Source organism: Rhodopirellula sp. SH410 (assembly GCF_055811895.1).
On record NZ_CM147949.1, the window covers coordinates 5641953 to 5659298 of the forward strand.

Sequence of the window (17346 nt, forward strand, 5' to 3'; positions counted from 1 at the left end):
ACGATCGGACGGCAATACGGCCCCGCACGCCATTAGGTATCGAGGAACGTGAACCACCCGACCACCTACGCGGCTCGGTTCGTGAAATCAACACGCCGCGTGAGTCTCGGTCGAGTCGTCGTCATCCGAGGTTAGGGCTCAGTCGCCGACAGCAATGTCTGCACGCTACCGTCGGGCCAACGCACCTCGAGATTAAAATCAATCCGGCCGTCGGCGTCGAGAAGTGCAACCAGTTGATCAAGTTCTGCCAAGCGTTTGGCGATCAATGTGCCGCTGCGAACGGCTTCCTCGATACGGTCACGCTGGATCTCCAGTGCAACCTCTTGTCGCTTTGCCCGCAGCTTTCGGGCACGCGAAATCGCTGTCTCGAGTTGCAGCAACTGATCGTCGGCGACCTGCAATTGTTGGGTTGTGGCGTCGAGCGTTTCTCGAATCGACTGGGCGTCGGTCCACTGCCATGGCAACCCGGGTCCGAGGCGTCCTCCATACCGCAATCGCATCGACAAGGTCCCCGAAGCTCGCACATCAATCCTCGCCGCCAACTCACCCGAACCGGCCGCTTCCTCGAGAGTGAACACGGCAATACCCCGGGTCCGCTGTGGTGAGTTTTCGTTGATAGGTTCCATCCATTGCACCGAAACGTCGTCCGGCACCTGCAGATTCAGATGCAGGCGCGCGACCGGATTCAAGACTGGGCCACCCAACATCCATTTCAACTTTTCATCTCGCTCGCCCAGGTCAGCGTGAATCGGTCGAGTGTCGAGTCGGGGCCGGAGATAGACCACGTCCCCCTCGGCGGTCGTGATGCGGCCATGGACGATCGAGTCCGCGAGCGGTGCCTTCGCCGCGGAGGAGAGCCAGCGGAACTGCAACGCCGGATCGCGGTCGGTGTCGCGATTCATCTCAAAAACCGCGATCGGGGTGGGGTGATCGCCCACGATCACATTCCAGACATGCTGCGCGGGCTGCAAGTGGAGGTCCGTCTCGGCGGGGAACTCGAGCTGCAGTCGGGTTGGCGCTGACCTGACCGCGAGCACCACGACCGGCGGCGACAAATCAGCGTCCGGTGTCGTTGGTGGACGCGGCAGTGTCACCGCAGTCGTCTGCTGCTGCGGCGGCACCGTCTCCGCAGTCACTTGGGGCACTGCCTCTGCAGACGATTCGTCGTCGTCCCTTAAGTCGGTAATGTCAATCGAGGGCACTTCGACATCGGCCCGGTTCGACTGAGATTCGTCATCGACCTCCTTCCTCCCGGCGGGCAAAAGGGAATCGAGCGATAGGCGTGCTGCAAGCTCGCCAAGGCCGACGTCCTCTTCACGATCGAAGACCGTTGGAACAACCTGGGACTCCACCGACCCTGGCGAGTCGGACGCCACCGACATCGTTTCGAGAGTTGGTGGGGGCGATGAATTGGGATCCGTGGGCGCTGTTGCGATCAACGCCTCGGGGTCCTCGATCGGCTCAGGCGAAAAAGGATCATTGCGTCGAGCCGGAGTCGGCGGGGCGACCGCCGCAACGGTATCGTCTGCGGGCGGCGTGCTCCTCGAGGCGAGTAGGATCGCGACAAGAACTGCAGCGGCGATGCCGCCTGCGACGACAACCAACCTCAGTGAACGTCGACGCCGTGCGTTGGCGACTCGCGGCCGGCGATTGCTGGGACGAAGTTCCCCGGGGTCTAGATCGATCGCCGCTGCCGGAGATTCGACGGGCAGATCCGGTTGGCCGACTTCCGGGAGTGGCTGCTGCGGCGGCGGTGGTTCATCGGACTGGGACAGTGCCTTCTCGGGGGTCTCCTGATCCGGCTGGCGATTCGCCGGACGCATCTCAGGCGGCATGACGGCTCTGCCGAACTCGTTGACCACCATGCGTTGCCACACGGTTGACTCCGCATCGGACTCCGCATCGAAGCCAGCAATTTCACTGGCGTCGAAGTGTGCGCGGGCGTCCTCCATCCACCGCTGGGCAATGTCGGGGGGCGGTACGCCGAGCCGAGCGACCACACTCGCCACAGTTTCAAATGTCTGATTTGCCATCAGTCCATCCCCTACAGTCGGTTCGTCGTGCTCACCGCTTCGACATGAAGGCCCAAAACGATGTGGTCAGTGACAGCGCCATGGCGATGAGCAACGGCGAGGTGACCGTAAACAAGATGAATAGAATCTGCGGCCCACGGCGACTCCGATCGGCAGTCACTTCCGTACCAAACAGGACCGACCACTCCTCTTGGACCTCAGGAATACGGGCGGCGTAGACGAGTCCGGCCGAAATGACTGCGGCGACAACCACCAATACCAACATCGAGGCGATGCCGATTTGCAACACCGGCCGCGACGGCGGCGATGAATTCGTGCTGTTCGCCGGAGCGGTGCGTTTCGGGACAACATTCGTGGCCGCAGTCCGCGCCGGCGTCAACATGGCGGTATCGATGGGCTCAGCCATCGAAGATGCCGGCACCGAATCCAGAGTCTTCAGGGGTATCCTGGCGAGCGGCGCGGCCGCTGTGCTCCTCATCATGGTTCCCCCGACTCTCACGCGATGGCGGGGTGCTCGGCACGAGACCACGAGAGACGCCGCCGGGACGGTCGCGGAAATGGGGACGTGGCAAACTGTTCTGCACACCGCTTTCACCCCGGACGACGATTGCATCCTCGTCGTGCGTGTTGCTTTCGGACGCCTCTGGCGATTGATCGCTGGCTGGCGGGGTGCTGTCGAACAGCCCTGCCCCAAAAGAATCCAACTCCGCATCGTCCGATTTCTCACCGCCCGGCCCGCCGTCCGGCCCGGCGCCCGGCCCGGCGTCCGTCGCGGACGAGGTGACGATGGGTGCTTGCTCGCTGCTCACACTAGGTTCATCCACCGGGCCAACTGCGGACTGCTGCGTCGTTGGAGCAGTCGCCGTGGATGCGGAATAATCGGCTTCTTCGTAGTCACCGGCATCGAATTCGTCGTCGTAGCGACTGCGATAATTTGGTTGGGCCGCCCGCTGCAATTCGGCATTGAACTCATCGATCACCGCATTTTGGATCATCTCGCGGCACTCACTGTTAATCGGGTGCGCGACGTCAGCATAGAGTTTTTGCGGTGCGTCCACCGTGCCACCATTCTGCAGTTTCACTCCGCATTGATTACAGAATGTCGCTCGCAGGTGGTTCTTGCCACCACATCGGTTGCAGTGTCCGGTTAACTTCCGTGACGGCATCGCGACGAATGGGCCATGACTGCCGTCGATAATCTTCAGATCGCGAACCACAAAACTTTGGTCGAGCGTCACCGAACAAAATGCTCGCAAACGATCTTCCGAGCCTTCCATCAACTTGATGCGAACCTCCGTAATCTCCATCACCGTCCCCTATTCGATAAGAATCTCCGGCGCTGCCGGACACGTCGCAACATTTTGCACCAACGCGCCACGCGGCAACCGCTCACGAATCGTCGCGAGCCATGCCAAGTCGACACCAGCCAATCGACACTCATCATCGGCGAGCCAGCCATCGGGAGTCAACCAAATGAAGCAAGCCGAACCACTGCCCGTCATCTGGCAATGGGATGGGTGTCGCCCTAGCGGCTGCTTAGGTTGCCCTAACCTCCGCAGACATTGTATCGCCTCCCCAATAGGAGGTGATAGCCCGCAAGCGGGTGGCGTCAGTGCATTATAGAGAATCTCAGCGTCGGTGTTGTGGTTGCCGCTGGGGTGAACAAATGCATGGATGACATCGAGCCCGCAACGGGGGTGCTCGGTAACACTGGCACGAGCGTAAACGGCAGCCGTCGATAGCGCGATCGCGGGATAGACGACGAGAAAGCGATGCGATGCAGGCAAGTCATAGAACGTCAGCTTTTCGCCTCGCCCGAGGGCGCGAGCCAACGAACCGGGGCCACCGGCCGCAAATTCGGGCGTCGGAGACGCCGCCTGTCCCGCTCGCAGATCCCCCAAGAAAAAGGGCACATCGCTCCCCAGGCAGGCGGCCAGATCGATTAATTGGTCGCTCGTTAGGGCCGCGGCCCGCCCTCCATCGAGATCCGACAAAGCGACAGCGGCCAACCGCAATGTGGCCGCCGCATCACTGCTCGCCCCGCCCATGCCCGCCCCGCTCGGGATGCGTTTGCCCAGTCGAACCGACCATCCGCCCGTATATCCGGTCGCCTCGCTGATCAAAACGAGGGCGCGGTGAACGAGGTTCGACTCGTCCGTCGGCACGTCCAACAACGCATCATCGGGGGCGACGCCGAGTTCCTCCGCGACCGCCTCACGGCTGGGCAACCACTCCACGGCGAGCGAGATTCCCGGTTCGGGTGTCCGCTGCAGCTGCAGCTCGTCCCGCCAATCCATTGCCACCATGACCGTATCGAGTTCGTGAAACCCATCCTCCCGGCGCCCCAGGATTTCCAGAAAGAGATTGAGTTTGGCGGGAGGGGAGGTGCGGTAGAGAGGTCGATGCGAGTCGCTCATTGGTTGCCAATGCGTGTGCAAAAAAAACAGACAGGGCCTTCCGGATCGCCCGGCGAGATCGATCGGGGCCAGTAATTCGAGCAGGGGGTCCGACACGGGCGATCGCAAGCGTAGCGGATGGTCGCGCCCTCGTTGGTTCGCTAGGATAGGAACCTATTCCATTTTGTCACCTCCCATTCTCGCCGTGTGATCTCCGCATGACCGCGTCCGAATCGGCTACTGCCGCCGCTCACCGTTTTGATTCCATCCCCATGGCCGCCCCCGATGCGATTCTAGGGATCACGGAAGCCTTTGTGGCAGACCCACGGGACGAGAAGATGAACCTCTCTGTTGGGGTCTACAAAGATGCCAGCGGGGTGACACCGGTCATGAAATGCGTCAAAGCGGCCGAACAAATTTTGTTAGAGACCGAGAAATCGAAGGGCTATCTTTCGATCGACGGATTGCCGGATTACCGCACCGCGGTGCGTGAGATGCTGCTCGGTGATCAAATCCCCGCGGATCGAGTGGCCGTCGTCCAAACGCCCGGTGGCACCGGAGCCCTGCGTGTGGCGGGTGAATTTTTGGCGACGCAGTGCTCACCGGCGCGAGTTTTCATCCCCAATCCGACCTGGGCGAATCACTCCGCGATCATGCGGGCCGCGGGACTGGGCGTGGAAACCTACACCTATCTCGGCAGCGATCGACGCAGTCTCGATTTCCAAGCGATGATCGACGACCTGACCACCAATACGCGCCCCGGCGACGCGGTCTTGCTCCATGCGTGCTGTCACAATCCGACGGGCGTCGACCCCACCCTCGACCAGTGGAAAGACATTGCGAAGCTACTCGCGAGTCGCGGCCTGATCCCCCTCTTGGACTTTGCCTATCAGGGTTTCGGCGATGGGCTCGAAGCTGACGCTGGGGGGGTACGAACGGTCCTCGAGCACTGCAACGAAGCGCTCGTGTGTTCGTCCTACAGTAAAAACTTTGGACTCTACAGTGAACGCGTTGGCGCCGTGACGCTGATCGCTGCCTCACCCGAAGCGACAAAGACCGCACTGAGTCAACTTAAAATTGTGGTGCGTGCCAATTACAGCAACCCACCACGGCACGGCGGTGCGATTGTCGCCACCGTGATGGCCGACCCCCAACTCACCGAAATCTGGAAAGCGGAACTTGAAGAATATCGTCTTCGAATCACGCATCTGCGGGAGCAGTTTGTCGCGGGCATGAAGTTACAGACTGGTGCACCGGATTTCTCGTTCCTGCTCAAACAAAAAGGCATGTTCTCCTACAGCGGCTTGACCGCCATGCAGGTCGACGAACTACGCAACAAACATGGCGTGTATATCGTCGGCAGCGGCCGGATCAACGTTGCGGGCATGAACGAGAACAAAATGGATTGGCTCTGCCAAGCCGTTGCTGACGTGATGTGAGGACCGCTGAGGCATCCGCATCCGCCGGAGTGATTTCAAAACGCAGAACGCAGAGGTCATTGAGGCCGTAGAGAGTGACGCTCCACGCATTGATTGCCTCGGCCCTTTCATCCATCAACGGATCAATCTCCCTTCGGAAATTGATCGCCAGCCGCCAGAGTTTCCGAAGGAACGAGCAAGAAATAAGTAAGTAAGTAAGTAAGTAAGTAGCTGAACACTCCGCGTTGGGAATGCTTGACCCGCGGAGCGTTTGACCACAAACCCAGACAACCATTTCCTGCTCGTTGCGAAGCGAGTCGCCCTCCGCTCAATAAAGGACTTTCTCCATGCCTCCTGAACTGCGACGAGCGTTTGTGATCTTGGCCCTGGTCGTCACCGGCATTGCCGTCGTGTGGGCGACACAGTTCGACTCGATGCCGCCGGCTGAGTTCAGCATTCAAAACGGCACCGACCCCAAAACGCTTGATCCCCACCGGGCGACCGGGCAGCCGGAGAGCCGGATTCTATTCGGGATTTTTTCGGGTCTGCTGCAAATGTTGCCCGACGGGGAGCCGGATCCGGTCACGGGACTGCAGCCGATGTCGCCCCAACCGGCCGTGGCCGAGAGTTATGAAGTCGCTGAGGATAAACGAACCTACACGTTTCACCTGCGTCCCGACGCGGTGTGGTCCGATGGGGTGCCGATCACATCGGCAGATTTCGTATGGTCATGGACCCGGATGCTGCACCCGGCAACCGCCTGCGAATACAACTTCCAACTGTTCAGTGTCCCCTATGCGGAACAGTTCAACTCGGGCGTCGTTAACGTTGGCGACCGCTGTGAGGTCGAGCTGTTCGATCGGCCGAACCCAGACGGCACAACGGAAGCCGACACCGGTGAGCTGAGTTTTCAAAACTTCCCACGTGGCACGATGCTGTATGGAACATTGAAGGAAATTCGCAAACCGTCCGAACCTGAGTTCGATGACGATGTCGACGAAAAGGAACGCGAGCAGGCCATCTTGGATTGGCAAGAAAGTTGGGTGTACGTGCTCGACATCGCCCAGGAATCCGAGTCGGGCTCAGTGGACTGGGACGGACCGACGACCACGCAGTCGTTCGCCGTCAATATGCAATCGCCGCTCGCTGAGCCTGAAACGAAGCGAATCCACAGCGTGCTCGTCGCTTTCGACAAACTCGGTGGCATGGAAACGCCCGATCCGCATACCTTCATTGTTCACCTCAACGATCCCCTGCCCTATTTCCCTAGCCTGACCGCATACTACCCACTCTTTCCAGTGCCTCGGCACTGCATCGAGAAATACGGCATGCCGATGTGGACCAAAGCGGAAAACATCGTCTCCAATGGCGCCTACGTCGTCAGCATGCGGCGACTCCGAGATCGTGTCCGCTTGGCCAAAAACCCGAAATGGTTCGCAGCTGACCAAACGTCGATCGAGACCATCGACTGCCTCTCGACCGAGGGCCAAAACACAGCCCTGAACATGTACGTGACCGGTCAGATTGACTGGGTGACGGATCCGCCCGTGGCCCTGATGGAGACACTCAGGGAACGCGACGATTTCTATTCGGCACCCATGTTGTCAGTGTATTTCTATCGCCTCAACACGACGCGGAAACCGCTCGACGATCCACGAGTTCGGAAAGCGATCGCACTGGCAATCGATCGACGTCAGATTGTCGAGCAGGTCACCAAGGCGGGTCAGGTACCCGCATTCACGCTCGTGCCGCCAGGCATCGCTGGCTATGAATCGCCGGCGGGCTTTGAGCCCGACCTTGCCGAAGCGAAACGGTTGCTCGACGAAGCCGGCTATCCCGGTGGCCGAGGTCTCCCCAAGATCAGCGTGCTGTACAACACCAGCGAAGCGCACCGGGCGATTGCAGAGGTCATCCAACAACAGCTGCAAAACAACTTGAATATCAAGGTCGAACTCCAAAACATGGAGTGGGGCACGTTCCTGGATAAGATCAACCAACTCGACTATGACATTGCCCGTTCGGCTTGGATCGGCGATTATGCTGACCCGAATACATTCTTGGACCTGTGGGTAACCGACGGTGCGCAGAACAGCACCGGATGGTCCAATGCTGACTTTGATCGTTTGCTAAAAGAAGCCGCTTCGGAAAACGATGCGGATAAACGGATGAAACTACTCGCTGACGCTGAAGCGATTTGGATCGATGAGATGCCCGTGATCCCACTCTACTTCTACGTCAGTGTTAACATGGTCAAACCCCGTGTGAAAGGATTCTTCCCCAGTCCGCAGGACTTGCACCCGTTGCACCTGCTCAGTATTGACCCCAACGCGAGCCAATCTCCATGACGGACTTCCTCCGTTACGTACTCCGCCGATTCGCTTGGATGCTGCTCACCGTGTTGGCGGTATACACGCTATCGTTTCTGTTAATGCGGGCCGTGCCAGGCAACCCGTTTAGTAGCGAACGCAACGTTCCGCCAGCGATCGAGCGCCAACTTCGCGCCCGCTACAATCTCGACGCTCCACCGCTGACGCAGTACACCGAATACCTCGTAGGGATCGTCACTCGCGGTGACCTGGGCGTGTCGATCAAACTGGAGGATTACACGGTCAATGAGGTGCTCGCCGAAGGGTTTCCGGTATCCGCATCGCTGGCAATTTTGGCACTTGTCTTTGCGATCACTCTCGGCGTGACCGCTGGTGTGGTGTCGGCCGTCTACCGCGGCACACCGGGCGATCTCGCCCTGATGGGATCGGCGGTGCTGGGGATCGCGATACCGAATTTCGTGCTCGCATCACTGGCGATTTTGCTATTCGTGTTTTGGCTTCCGCTGTTCCCCGCGGCCGGATGGGGAACGCTGCGTCAGGTGATCCTGCCGGCACTCTGCCTGGGCGCTCCGGTAGCAGCCTACATCGCGCGTTTGACACGGGCGGGGATGCTCGAAGTCCTCGGCCGCGAACATGTGCGAACGGCGTTTGCGAAGGGACTGCCTAAACGCACGGTGATTTTGAAACATGTGTTGCCCGGGGCACTGTTGCCAGTGGTTTCCTACCTCGGTCCCGCCACGGCGAGCGTGCTAACGGGATCGCTGGTCCTGGAGAAAATCTTTGCCCTGCCCGGTATCGGCAGCCATTTCATCTATGCGGCAACGCAGCGTGACTACACGCTCGCGATGGGCATGGTATTAACGTATACGGTGCTGCTGTTCGTCATGAACTCGCTCGTTGATCTTTCCTACGCCGTCATCGATCCGCGAGTGAAACTGCAATGAGCAAAGCACCTTCCCACCCCCCTCGGCCGCCCGGCCCCGATCAAGAAACGCTGACCAAAATCCTGCAGGAATCGCGTGAAATTCGCGGTGTTTCGCTGTGGCAGGATGCTTGGCGGCGACTCCGCCGCAATCGACCGGCGATGTGCTCGTTAATCTTCCTGATCGTTTTGATGCTCGCCGCGATCTTCACGCCGCTGCTGCCGCTGCAGAGCCCGTTGGACAAAGATCTTAACAATCGTCGTTTTCTGCCGCCCAACATGCAGAAGGTTGTTTTGGGCGGACGACCGGGGCTGAAGTTCAAGGACGGGCGATTGACCTCCCAACTCGCGCAGTACAAATCCGACGTGGCCGAGCAGCGAGCCGAAATCATGGCGAACAGCAACGCTGAGCAACGAACAAAGGAACTCGCCCAGTTCAATGATCGCGCTCAGCTCGACCATCCCTTCAACCAATTGTGGAATGACCTCGGCCCGGTGGCCTTTACGATGTGTCGCATCCGTGTCGCCATCTTCGGTGATTGGACGATCCCATCACTGTTTGGCACCGATAAACTTGGGCGTGATTTACTCGCTCGAGTCTTTTGGGGGTCGCGAGTTTCACTCGTCGTCGGGATCGTCGCCACGATCGTGAGTTTGGTCATTGGCGTCAGCTACGGAGCGATCGCTGGTTACTTCGGTGGCCTCACCGACGCGATCATGATGCGGATTGTTGACATGCTGTATTCGATTCCGTTTATCTTTGTCGTGATTTTCCTGGTCACGTTTTTAAGCGAAGACAGTGTGAAGACTGTGCTGGAATATTACGGAATTCATCAGATCACGATTTTCTACATCATCATTGGTGCCATCTACTGGCTAACGATGGCGCGTGTTGTGCGTGGGCAGGTCCTCTCCCTTCGCACCGAACAGTTTGTCGAAGCGGCCCGCACGATTGGTGCGTCACCCATGCGGATTGTATTCAGGCATCTCGTTCCCAATACACTCGGTGTCGTGATCGTGTATCTCACGCTGACGATCCCGTCAGTGATGTTATTCGAAGCATTCCTATCGTTTCTCGGGCTCGGCGTCGCACCGCCAGACGTTTCCTTGGGGCTGTTGCTCAACGATGGCGTCGAGGCGCTTTCGATTGTTAAATTGTTCTGGTGGGTGGTGGCGTTCCCGGGTGCGGCGCTGGCACTGACGCTCTTTGCACTGAACTTTTTGGGCGACGGACTTCGCGACGCCTTGGACCCCAAAATGAAGAATCGCTCATGACCGAGACCCCACCACTCACGCCCACACAAGTCTCGGGCGGCAGTGCAGAACCACTGCTGAGCGTGCGTGATCTGCGTGTCAGTTTCAAGACCGACGAAGGCATGGTCCGCGCGGTGCGTGGTGTCTCGTTCGACGTGCGTCCCGGAGAAACCGTAGCGATTGTCGGCGAGAGCGGCAGTGGCAAGAGCGTGACCAATTTGGCCATGATGGGTCTGGTCCCCAAGCCGCCCGGGAACATTGATGGCGGCCGTGCGATGTTTGCCAGCCAAGATCTACTCTCGCTCTCCGACCGCCAACTGCAAGACATCCGCGGCCGGCACATCGCAATGATCTTCCAAGATCCGATGACCGCACTCAATCCGTTGATGACGATCGAGCAACAGCTGACGGAAATGACGCGGTTGCACCTCAACATGACGCGTCACGAAGCACGCGTGCATGCCGTCGAGATGCTCGGGCTCGTCGGTATCACCGCACCCGAAAAACGTTTGCGAGATTATCCGCACCAATTCAGCGGCGGGATGCGGCAGCGTGTGATGATCGCGATGGCGCTGTCGTGTGAACCGGAGTTGCTGATCGCCGACGAACCGACGACTGCGTTGGACGTGACGATCCAGGCGCAGATCATGGAACTGCTGGCTGATTTGCAGGCCCGCAAAGGTACCGCGATTGTATTGATCACACACGATCTCGGCGTGGTTGCGGGCGTCGCCGATCGGGTGCTTGTGATGTATGCCGGACGCATCGTCGAGAAAGCCGATGTGCGATCGTTATTCGCCATGCCGCGGCATCCCTACACACTCGGCCTACTGGGGTCTCTACCGAACGTGCAATCCAATCGTGACGAGCCACTGGCGGCCATCCCCGGCCAACCGCCGGATATGTCCGTGCCGATCGTCGGTTGTGCGTTTCGTGACCGCTGCCAATATCGCGTGGAACGCTGCCAGATTGACGATCCGGTGTTGACGCGTCGCGCCGATGCGTCTGTCAACGAAAGTGAATCAGACTCTCACATGGCCGCTTGTCATGCCGTTGATGTTGGTGTCAAAGAGGCCGCCCGATGAATGTCCCCGCTGAAACAACCGCCACGCCACCGCTCCTAAGCGTCAAAGACCTGAAGGTCCATTTCCCGTTTCGTCGCGGGTCACTGCTGCGATCGCAGAAATGCGTGATCCGCGCTGTCGATGGAATTTCGTTTGATATCGCCCGAGGCGAAACGCTCGGCTTGGTCGGTGAATCCGGCTGCGGAAAATCGACCACCGCTCGTGCGATCATCAATCTGGTACACCCCACCAGCGGTGACGTTCGCATTGATGGCGTTAATATTGCAGGCATGTCCGACGCCGCGATGCTGCCGTATCGGCGGCGCATTCAAATGGTTTTCCAAGATCCCTTCGCCTCCTTAAATCCACGGATGACCGTCGGCGGCATCATCGGCGAACCGCTCGTCGTCCATTCGCTCGCACGGGGCCGCGATCGGAAACTGGAAGTTCTTCGGTTGATGGAACTGGTGGGTTTGAACCCGCGATTTCTGAACCGGTATCCACATGAATTCAGTGGCGGTCAGAGGCAGCGGATTGGTATCGCCCGGGCGCTGGCGGTACAGCCGGACTTGATCTTATGTGATGAGCCCGTCTCCGCACTCGATGTTTCCATCCAGGCCCAGATCATCAATCTATTGATGGACCTGCAACAGAAACTGGGATTGTCGTATCTGTTCATTGCCCACGATCTCGCCGTCGTGCGACACATCGCTACACGCGTCGGCGTGATGTATCTCGGACGGATGGCGGAACTTGCGTCGGCGGAGGATTTGTATGCAGGTCCCAAGCATCCCTATACAGAAGCGTTGCTATCCGCCGTGCCGGTTCCGGATCCTGCAGTCGCCGCGTCGCGGCAGCGGATTGTACTCTCCGGTGAAGTCCCGTCGCCGGATGTTTTCTACCCTGGCTGCGCGTTTGCTGAACGTTGCCCAGTGAAAATTGATCGGTGCGTTGGCGAGCGGCCACCGCTGCCGGACAAATCGCACGCAGCAGCATGTTGGGTCCGCGAAGAAGCACTTTCGTAGTGAAACAAACAGAGCGTTCGTCTCACGCCCAAAATCCTTGGTGTTGACTCGACAAGCCCCCCCACGGGGGCAGAAATCAGTGTGATCTGACCGGCCGTACTCCCACCGGCACTCCCAACTCCGTTTGAGGGATGCATTGCCGTTGCGCCGGATGCACCAGATGGGAGGCTACGGCAGAAGAGCATCCCTCCGATTTTGCAGGTTGCTTCGGTTTTCTGGAGTGCCCTACATTTACTGCGGCGGCCCCCCCGACGGCGACGAAAAGGAGAGTGTGGTTCTGTTGATGGATCAAACACTCAACTCTTAGTTTCAGGATGAAACGATGCCTTTTTGCCTTCGTCGCTGGCTCGCTGCTGGCGCACTTTTGACGTGCTGCACTCCAGCGTTCGCAGACGATGCAACGGATGCGTCGTTTGGCTTAATGCGCTCCCAGCCGACGGTTCCATCGATCACGTCCATCCCCATCGTGGGACTGACCACCGATAGCCAAGCCGATGCCGTTGCTGTCTCGAGCAACGTCAAACCTCCCCAGTTCTCCTTTTTCCCCGTAGAAGAAGTGGTCGTCCCCGTGACGCTGGCGAGCAGTCAGACGCCCACTGCGGATAGCGTGGTCATGGGAGCGACCGCTCCCTGCCCCATGCCAAGGACCACGTGCTGTGTTCCCCCATGGGAGCATCGATCCGGCGCGTTCGGCGAAGTTCTTCTTTGGCGTGCTCGCAATACCGACACAGCCTATGCGGCCCCCGTCAATGGAATGGTTCCGGCCGGCAGCACCGGGGTGCTCAATAGCGAATTCGATTTTGGATATCGGGTCGGTTTGGTCAAAGGTCTCGATCGCTGTCATAGTATTGTCGCGACGTATACGGGGTTCATCAGTGAGAACGATGACCAGATCTCTGGCACTGCCCTGAGTAAACTATTGATTCACCCCGCCGCACTCAACGCCGCGTCCAACGCGCTGACGGCATCCGGACGCACGGCGTTGGATTTCCATGTGTTCGATCTCGATTACCGTTTCCTACTGCGGGGCAGTGATTGCAGTGCCATCAACATGCTCATCGGAGCACGTTATGCGCACATGGAACAAGACATTGACGCGATCTATCAACCGATCGGAATTGTCGATGCCGTGTCATCGGACATTGATTTCGACGGGGCGGGCCTGCGTTTGGGGCTCGATGCGGAGCACCACGTCAGACACGGCCTGTACGCCTACGGCAAGGCAAACGCCAGTTTCCTCGCCGGTGAGTTCGACGCCAGCTATCTCAACACTCGAGATGGTGCCTACGTATCGTCAACGAATTTCAATGCCGCACGCTTGGTAACGATCCTCGACCTGGAAGTCGGAGCGGGATGGCAGGCGAGCCAAAACTGCCGCATCTCGGCCGGGTATTCAGTCAGTGGCTGGTTCAACAGTATCACGACTGCGGACTGGATCGACGGCGTTCGTGACAACAACAATCACTTCGCCGATATGAGCCAAGCGATCACGTTCGATGGCTTCAACGCCCGTGCGGAACTTCGGTTCTAAGCACGGTGGGGTTATTCATCCGGCAGCACCTCCTTAGCCGTCTGAGCATTCGCTCCGGTTAAATGGAGTGTCGTGGCAAACAGGCTGGTGATTTTGCCCAAGTTCAGCCGGCAATCATGAGCCGAATTTTGGAAGGCATCGGGTAACGCGTGCCCCCCGGATACTGCCGCGACTCGGCTTATTCAATCAGCCGCCCGCGAACGCCACGACGGCTGAGAAACCGAAATAATTCTCCGGACGTGCTCATGTTCCCGTCGCGTTGATGTGATCGTGGAACGCGGGGAGAAGCGGAACCAAGCTCTGCTCTCGCAGCAACCTTCCGAGGGAAACCTCACCGGGGAATATCTCGCCCCGGGATTTCTCGCCTAGGCATTTCTCGCCCCGGGCTGCCGTCAATGGATTCTCGCGTCTGGCGGTGGGTGCATAGCTTCTTGGGTGCCACTGCCACGCCGCGAAAATCCTGCACACCTGGCTCACCGATGCGAAACCCCATCGTCAAACTCGGTGGAGCAGCATTCTCGACCTTTTCTCGGCGTCCTAACGCAGGTAGAGAATGCGCACAGCGTTCGACCGCGAGTCCCTCACTCCTTCCTGAGGAACGAACGGAAAATTACTGTCTAAAATTGTGGTCGAACGCTCCGCAGTCGACCATTCCGACCGCGGAGCGTTCGGCCACATGTTTTCCGCTCGTTCCTAAACGTGTTCCCGATTCCGACGGGAGTGGATGGGATGCCCACGACGACTGCCGCGGCAAGTTCTTCCAAATCCCATCCCTCAGCGACTAAACTGCTACATTTTACCCTGCCCGCCTCCGTGCTCCGCAGTTTGGTCGTTGCCCCATCTCGATGATGATGACGTCCAGATGCCGCCTTCCTCCCTCCGCTTGCCCCACCATGCCGTTTCAAACTTTCTCGCTTGTCGCTGTTGCGTTGATTTTCCTTTCGCCGTCCCCTCTGTTGGCTGCCGAACCGACGGACGAAACCACGACTGAAGAGAACGCGATTGACGCGGGGCACAGCTTCCACGGTGAAGCGTTTAACGAAGGTCCACGGCAAGCGGCAGTGATCGTCCCTGGACTCGCCAAGATCCAATTTCCCACGTCGACCGAGAACGACCAGGCTCAGCAGTTTTTCGAGCAGGGCGTCGCTTTCCTGCATGGGTTCGCGTATCTAGAAGCCGAACGCTCGTTCCGTCAGGCGCTCAAAGAAGACCCCAATCTCGCGATCGCTTACTGGGGCATGGCAATGGCAAACGCAAACAGTCCCAAACGAGCTCGAGGAATGATCGATGAAGCGAAACGACTTGTCGGCGAGCATGCCGACAAGCGTGAAAAACTTTATATCGAGGCACTCGATCATTACTTGCCCACGTTCGGCGAGAAGGCACCCAAGAATGATGCTGAGGCGAAAAAGAAGCGTGCGGAACGTTGTCTATCGGATATGGAGAAGATCCTTTACGACTTTCCAGAAGACATCGAAGCGAAGGCGTTTCTTGTGTTGCGAATTTGGCTCAGCGATCGTGAAGGTGTCAAACTTGCGAGTCGCTTCGCGGTGGACGCTTTGATGAGCGAAATCTTCGCAATCGATCCGACGCACCCCGTGCATCACTATCGCATCCATCTGTGGGACTCGGCACGCCCACAACTCGGTCTCGATTCGGCGGCCAAGTGTGGGCCCTCCATGCCGGGAGTGGCTCATATGTGGCACATGCCAGGACATATCTACTCCAAACTCAACCGCTACGCCGATGCGGCATGGCAACAAGAAGCCTCGGCCCGAGTCGATCACGCTCACATCACGCGAGCACGATTGATGCCCGACCAAATCCACAACTTTGCTCACAATAACGAGTGGCTGATTCGCAACTTGCTATTCGTTGGACGCGTCAAAGACGCGATCGAACAATGCCAGAATCTTATCTCGCTTCCTCAGCATCCCAAATACAACTCACTCGATAAAAAGGGTAGCTATCAGTATGGGCGAGAGCGAATGCTCCAGACGTATAGCGAGTTTGGATTGTGGGACGACCTAGTCAGTGAGTCGGACGGCTACTTTCTGCCTCCGACATCCAATGCGGAAGCTCAAGAGGAGTGGCTCGGATGGCTCGCAGTCGCTCAGTTCCAAACCGGCAATGCAATCGACGGGGCGAGTACACGACGAACACTCCAGCGGCGGCGGCTTGCACTGGAGCTGACCCTGCTCGACCTCGCCGACGAAGCCTCCCAATCAAAGGACGCCGGTGCGAATCAAGAGGGCGATACAACACTGGAAGACGATGCTACAGCGGAAGACGGTGCTGCGGCGGAAGACGATGCCCCACCCGAAGACGATGCAAAAGCGACGCACAAAACGACGGCCGACGAAGTCCGCAAGCATCGAGATAAACTGCGCCGCGTGATCGCGCGAACGTCCGCTGCCGCCGCGGCGCACCGCAAAGAGCCATCGAAAGTCAAGGAGTTCGCGAAAGAGGCGAAGCTCGACGTTCTGATCCAAGCCCAATTCCTGGCGGACGCAGGCGACCTGAAATCGGCGCTTGAAATCGTCAATCAAGAAGTCAAGAAACGCCCGGGACAGGTGCGACCGCAAGCGATCTTGGTCGATCTGCTTTGGAGAAATGGTGATCGCGACGAGGCGAAGAAGCAGTTTGAATCGCTTCGTTCACTTGCCTGTGACGCCGACTTGGATTCGCCGCTTCTGCAGCAGGTTTCCGTCGTCGCCACGGCCCTCGAGATCGAAGGAGATTGGCGAACGAAGAGTGAACCTGCAAAAGACTTAGGCGAACGCCCGGTTCTAGATACCCTCGGTCCGTTGCGTTGGGAACCCTATCAAGCTCCGACGTGGGACGCGAAATCCGCCGAGGGCACGCCCACGAGCGCAGAGCAATTCAGTGGTCGCCCGAGACTCGTGGTGTTCTATCTGGGGTTCGGATGTTTGCACTGCATGGAACAACTGCATGCGTTCGCACCCAAGCTCGAGGCATTTCGTGAGGCAGGCATCGAGATCGTCGCGATCAGTACAGAGGATACTGAAACGCTCGCGAGCGGAATCAACGCGTTTGACAAGCAAATTTCAATTCCGCTGTTTTCAGACGGTGACCAAACCGCTTTCAAGTCCTATCGATGCTGGGATGATTTCGAAGGCCAACCACTGCACGGGACGTTCTTGATTGACTCGCAAGACCGCGTTCGATGGCAAGACATCGGCTATGAACCGTTCATGGACCCTGACTTCTTACTCGAAGAATCGAAGCGTCTGCTCAATCTCAAAAACGAATAGGTGCCCGTCCACGCTTTTACCCTAGTGCCATTGAAAAGCTGCTCTACTGGGACCGTTAGGATATGCTGGCCCCCTACCGTCGCATTCAGAATTTCATTTCC

Annotated in this window: 12 protein-coding genes; 8 read left to right on the forward strand and 4 right to left on the reverse strand. The window is 58.5% G+C overall.

Translation table 11 applies throughout. The annotated features are described in order from the left end of the window. Window positions 1-131: 131 nt before the first annotated feature. Genes SH410x_RS20545 through SH410x_RS20560 form a run of 4 tightly spaced genes read right to left on the reverse strand, consistent with a single transcriptional unit; the run spans window position 132 to window position 4450 of the window. Complete coding sequence (locus tag SH410x_RS20545; protein ID WP_473670374.1) at window positions 132-2033, reverse strand: hypothetical protein; 1902 nt, start codon at window positions 2031-2033, stop codon at window positions 132-134. A 31-nt stretch (window positions 2034-2064) separates the two neighbouring features. Further along, window positions 2065-2439 (reverse strand): hypothetical protein, encoded by a 375-nt coding sequence (locus tag SH410x_RS20550; RefSeq protein WP_473670375.1) that lies wholly within the window; start codon window positions 2437-2439, stop codon window positions 2065-2067. Continuing rightward, entirely contained in the window at window positions 2432-3340 is a 909-nt protein-coding gene (locus SH410x_RS20555; RefSeq protein ID WP_473670376.1) for a septation protein SpoVG family protein, read from the reverse strand. The genes SH410x_RS20550 and SH410x_RS20555 overlap by 8 nt, the downstream gene beginning before the upstream one ends. Window positions 3341-3349: 9 nt before the next feature. Next, window positions 3350-4450 (reverse strand): 4-(cytidine 5'-diphospho)-2-C-methyl-D-erythritol kinase, encoded by a 1101-nt coding sequence (locus tag SH410x_RS20560; protein ID WP_473670377.1) that lies wholly within the window; start codon window positions 4448-4450, stop codon window positions 3350-3352. Window positions 4451-4647: 197 nt separating this feature from the next. Between SH410x_RS20560 and SH410x_RS20565 the strand changes: the two genes are divergently transcribed. The 8 genes from SH410x_RS20565 to SH410x_RS20600 all read left to right on the forward strand — a co-directional run bounded on the left by SH410x_RS20565 (window position 4648) and on the right by SH410x_RS20600 (window position 17245). Next, a complete protein-coding gene (locus SH410x_RS20565; RefSeq protein WP_473670378.1) occupies window positions 4648-5868 on the forward strand; it encodes an amino acid aminotransferase in 1221 nt (406 codons plus the stop codon). Between the two features lie 326 nt (window positions 5869-6194). Then, on the forward strand, window positions 6195-8192 hold the full coding sequence (locus tag SH410x_RS20570) for a peptide ABC transporter substrate-binding protein (protein WP_473670379.1): 1998 nt from the start codon (window positions 6195-6197) through the stop codon (window positions 8190-8192). Then, window positions 8189-9118, forward strand: coding sequence for an ABC transporter permease (locus SH410x_RS20575; RefSeq protein ID WP_473670380.1), 930 nt, complete (start codon window positions 8189-8191; stop codon window positions 9116-9118). The genes SH410x_RS20570 and SH410x_RS20575 overlap by 4 nt, the downstream gene beginning before the upstream one ends. Beyond that, complete coding sequence (locus SH410x_RS20580; RefSeq protein WP_473670381.1) at window positions 9115-10371, forward strand: ABC transporter permease; 1257 nt, start codon at window positions 9115-9117, stop codon at window positions 10369-10371. The genes SH410x_RS20575 and SH410x_RS20580 overlap by 4 nt, the downstream gene beginning before the upstream one ends. After that, a complete protein-coding gene (locus SH410x_RS20585) occupies window positions 10368-11435 on the forward strand; it encodes an ABC transporter ATP-binding protein (protein WP_473670382.1) in 1068 nt (355 codons plus the stop codon). The genes SH410x_RS20580 and SH410x_RS20585 overlap by 4 nt, the downstream gene beginning before the upstream one ends. Further along, window positions 11432-12439, forward strand: a complete 1008-nt coding sequence (locus tag SH410x_RS20590; protein ID WP_473670383.1) for an ABC transporter ATP-binding protein — start codon at window positions 11432-11434, stop codon at window positions 12437-12439. The genes SH410x_RS20585 and SH410x_RS20590 overlap by 4 nt, the downstream gene beginning before the upstream one ends. A gap of 322 nt (window positions 12440-12761) precedes the next feature. After that, window positions 12762-13970 carry an Lpg1974 family pore-forming outer membrane protein gene (locus SH410x_RS20595; protein WP_473670384.1) on the forward strand — a complete coding sequence of 403 codons (1209 nt, stop codon included), beginning with the start codon at window positions 12762-12764 and terminating at the stop codon, window positions 13968-13970. Window positions 13971-14863: 893 nt separating this feature from the next. Continuing rightward, window positions 14864-17245, forward strand: coding sequence for a peroxiredoxin family protein (locus SH410x_RS20600; RefSeq protein ID WP_473670385.1), 2382 nt, complete (start codon window positions 14864-14866; stop codon window positions 17243-17245). Window positions 17246-17346 lie beyond the last annotated feature (101 nt).